Source organism: Psychromonas sp., from assembly GCF_047632995.1.
GTDB lineage: Bacteria > Pseudomonadota > Gammaproteobacteria > Enterobacterales > Psychromonadaceae > Psychromonas.
Map to the genome: position 1 here is coordinate 1 of NZ_JBLIEK010000218.1, position 3,559 is coordinate 3,559.

The 3,559-nt window shown below is 34.2% G+C and carries 2 protein-coding genes and 1 pseudogene; 1 reads left to right on the plus strand and 2 read right to left on the minus strand.

Annotated elements, in window-relative coordinates:
* Positions 1–200: 200 nt before the first annotated feature.
* A complete protein-coding gene (locus ACJAT7_RS18515) occupies positions 201–632 on the minus strand; it encodes a DUF3859 domain-containing protein (RefSeq protein WP_415228268.1) in 432 nt (143 codons plus the stop codon).
* 760 nt (positions 633–1,392) lie between these two features.
* Complete coding sequence (locus tag ACJAT7_RS18520) at positions 1,393–2,637, minus strand: EAL domain-containing protein (RefSeq protein ID WP_415228269.1); 1,245 nt, start codon at positions 2,635–2,637, stop codon at positions 1,393–1,395.
* 636 nt (positions 2,638–3,273) lie between these two features.
* Here ACJAT7_RS18520 and ACJAT7_RS18525 point away from each other — a divergent pair.
* Positions 3,274–3,559 (plus strand): annotated as a pseudogene (locus tag ACJAT7_RS18525) (DNA ligase); the annotation flags it as partial.

A 3,559-nucleotide genomic window follows, 5' to 3' on the forward strand; every position in this document is an offset into this window, starting at 1 on the left:
TTCTAGCTTTGTTAATAATCTACATTGATTCATTGTTACGCCCACTAAACGAGTAACGACCAACTCAAGTCTTAATAATACGTTTAAATCCACTTTATTTATCAAAGAAACAACTTGATCTGAGTTGGATAACATTCAGACTAACAGACCGTTTGAAAGATTTAAGGGCCTGTATTTATCACTTAATGATGGAGTAGAGTTCAATAACCTCTTTTTTTCCAAAATTGGAGTTCAGCATCCCCGTGCTCAACTAATAAACTAAAGGTTTTCTGTGCAATGATCTTTCCGTCACACTCTATTACCATCCGCCAATCTCCGACCTTATCGTGAATAGGTGCCCATACTGTGTCACCCAAATAAAATTCCCAATCATTATTTCTGACATATACCACGCCTTCAAATGGTGCCATGGCATGTCCATCATTATCAGGTACGTCAGGATGAAAAATTACCCAATTTAAGCGTTTTCCTTTAGATTTTTTAGCCTTAAGGATAAAACCAAATTCAATTTCTAATTGGGTAGGAATGTTCGTAGTAAACGTTTTAATTTTTGGAAGACTTTTACTCTTTTCATCCCAATTTTCATAAATACCATAACTACTCATTTCAAAAAATTTATGTGATTTAGACAATATAACTCCCAGCACATCAATGTTTAAAACGATTAAAAACATGTGCTTAGTTTACATGACAAACATAGCACTGAAGGTGTTGTTACCTCACTATTTCTGATGGACATTACTATATTAAAAAACAATAATCTTGCCACCAGTGATATTAAGTCCAAATAAATCATTTGTTCAAGGTCATCAGTTTTAATAACATTTTCGCAATGGATAAAGTCATTATGAAAATTTACCTATTCCTATTTCTATTTCTATTTCTATTTAAAAGTAACGGGAATTTATGATTTGGCGTTTACCAAAGATTTAAAACTAGTCAACAAGTTACTGTTGACAATAAACGCCAAAGCTATGTATTTGCTTAAAAGAAAATGATGATAAAAAAACTTTTTCATACCTAGTCTTCGGCATTTGATAGGGACAATTTCTCGTGACATGCGTAGCTAAATTAAAGGCCATGTAGGGCAATTAAAGCAATCGTTAAGATGTAAATTTAAATAAAAATGCTACAGAATCCATCAAACCAATACTAACTTATTATGTAAATAAGTAGTGGTAATCAAAGAAAACAACCATGGTTTTTTATCAGGATAAGCATTTAAACGTTTGGTTCTACTGACGTTACTTTTGATATCAATGATACGTACTTTCGGTATATCAAAATTTGAAGAACCGTTGATGTTAATTATCAACATTAACCAGATTTAGGCTTTATTCCGAGGGCAGTATCTGCCCCTGAGAGTTACCGGTCGTTCATGTAATCTTGATACTAAAAAATTTTGACATATGACACAGCTTCTTTAATCGGCATTGGGTGGCCAAGCAAGTATCCTTGCACGTTATCAACCCCTAATTCTCGAAGACAATTCAACTCTCCAATTGTCTCTACACCTTCCGCTATAATACGACAATTTATCGCTTTGGAGAATGCACACAGTGCTTTTGCAAATAAATATTTTCTATTATTAGAGTTAATATTTTGAGTCAATGAGATGTCTAGTTTAATTATGTCAGCCTCAAGCTCCAAAACGTGTTGAAAACTAGAGTACCCAGAGCCCGCATCGTCAATGGCAAGTCTCATGCCACGTTTTCGCAGTGGTTCCAGTGCTTCTCGAAAGTCTGAATAGTTAAGGATAGGTGTATATTCGGTTACTTCTAAAACAATACGCGTCAAATCCACTCCCTCTAATACACGTGCTATAGCACCACTTAACACGTATTCCGGAGACGTATTGATAGCAATATAAATATCTGTTTTAAATTTTCCAATACCTTCAATTGCTCTTTTAATGGCTATCATTTCAAGTTCTTCACCCAAGTGAACTTTAGATGCTTCTCCAAACCAAATATTGGGTGATCTGTAAGGTGTTGTATCAAATCTGGAAAGCGACTCAAAGCCTGTAATTTTATTACTTTTAAGGTTGAAGATGGGTTGGTAGTGGATATCAATTTTGTCCTGTTCTAAAACCGAAACAATTTTTTCCGTAATTTCATTATGATTCGATTCTGTTTCGACATTTTTTTCAATTAGCTCAGTTGCAATATCAGCAATGGCACTTAAAAATGACAGATCACGTTTATTTAGCGTGTCATCTGGTGAAAGTTTGTAACAGCAAAAAGTACCATAAATTTTACCTGATGATAATTTGATTGGCACACCAATATAAGAACCTATTGATAATTTATCAGTAATGGAAAGTTTACTGGTTAACGCATGCTCTTTAGTATTATGAATAATGTTTGGGATAACATTATTAACTATCTTTGCACAATAAGTTTCTTCTATTGGATCGGAATCATTTACATTTATTGGCAACATATCACTTTTACTATTAACAACTTCAAAAACACGGTTGTTTTTAACAAACTTAGATATAAATGCTACTTCCATGTCGAGATGCTTGCGGACAATTGATAATAATTTATTTAGTTTATAATTTACACTTTCACAATCATCTATTACTTTTACATCTGCAATACCGTTTACCACTGCGTCGATAGAGTCTGGTTGCATAAATTTACTCTCAGCGTCAATACTGGTGCATCTCACTTAATCATTATGAGATTTATGAATAGGCATTCTTGGTAGCACGTGAGCTATTAAAAAGTCCCTTTCACTTAACCTAGCATACTTGTTATCGGCATTGATATGACTAAATAAAATAAGCTCGTTAGCATGTTTTAATAAATTAAATTTACTTTGAAAATATTTTTTAAAAGTCACTTAGCATAGAACAACGTCTCCCACATTCACCTAGCATTTTAGAAATAATCAGGAGCTTGATTGCGGTTCGACCAGTGTTACCGTACGAGACCCTCTGAGGCTAAAAAATCTTTGCAGGTTGTTACATTTGCTGAATAAATTTCACTTTCAATTCAAAATCCAAGCAGACTACGTTAAAAAAATATGGGCTTAATTTTATTTTTACTTTCTTTACTGAAAACTAAAGTGAATGTCAGCCTACAAAGTATAAGCCAATCTAATTACTTAGATGTATCACTAAAAAGTATTAAATGGTATATGAGTAAACTGTTAACAATTATCAGAAAACCGATGAATAAAGATTCCTTGATTGACGTCAAAAATTTCAACGGCCGAACATTTTTGCACTATGCTTAGAGGTACTCAACGGCATGGAATGCTCCGAATATGATCCCACTTATATCTCCCTCCAGTTTGTTAATTATCGTGTTACTAACTAGGGCTTTTACATTTTGTGATGCCAGCGAGTTAAACCTCGCTATAACGACCAAAATGTCTGCCCCTCAACAATTAGCCCGTTTGTACCACAGTGACATAGTGATACAGGACTACTGGATCAGCGAAAAACTGGATGGCATTCGCGGCCGTTGGGATGGCTCTAAACTTATTACCCGTAATGGTAATATTATCAATGCACCGACTTGGTTTGTGAAAAATTTCCCACAGCAGACTA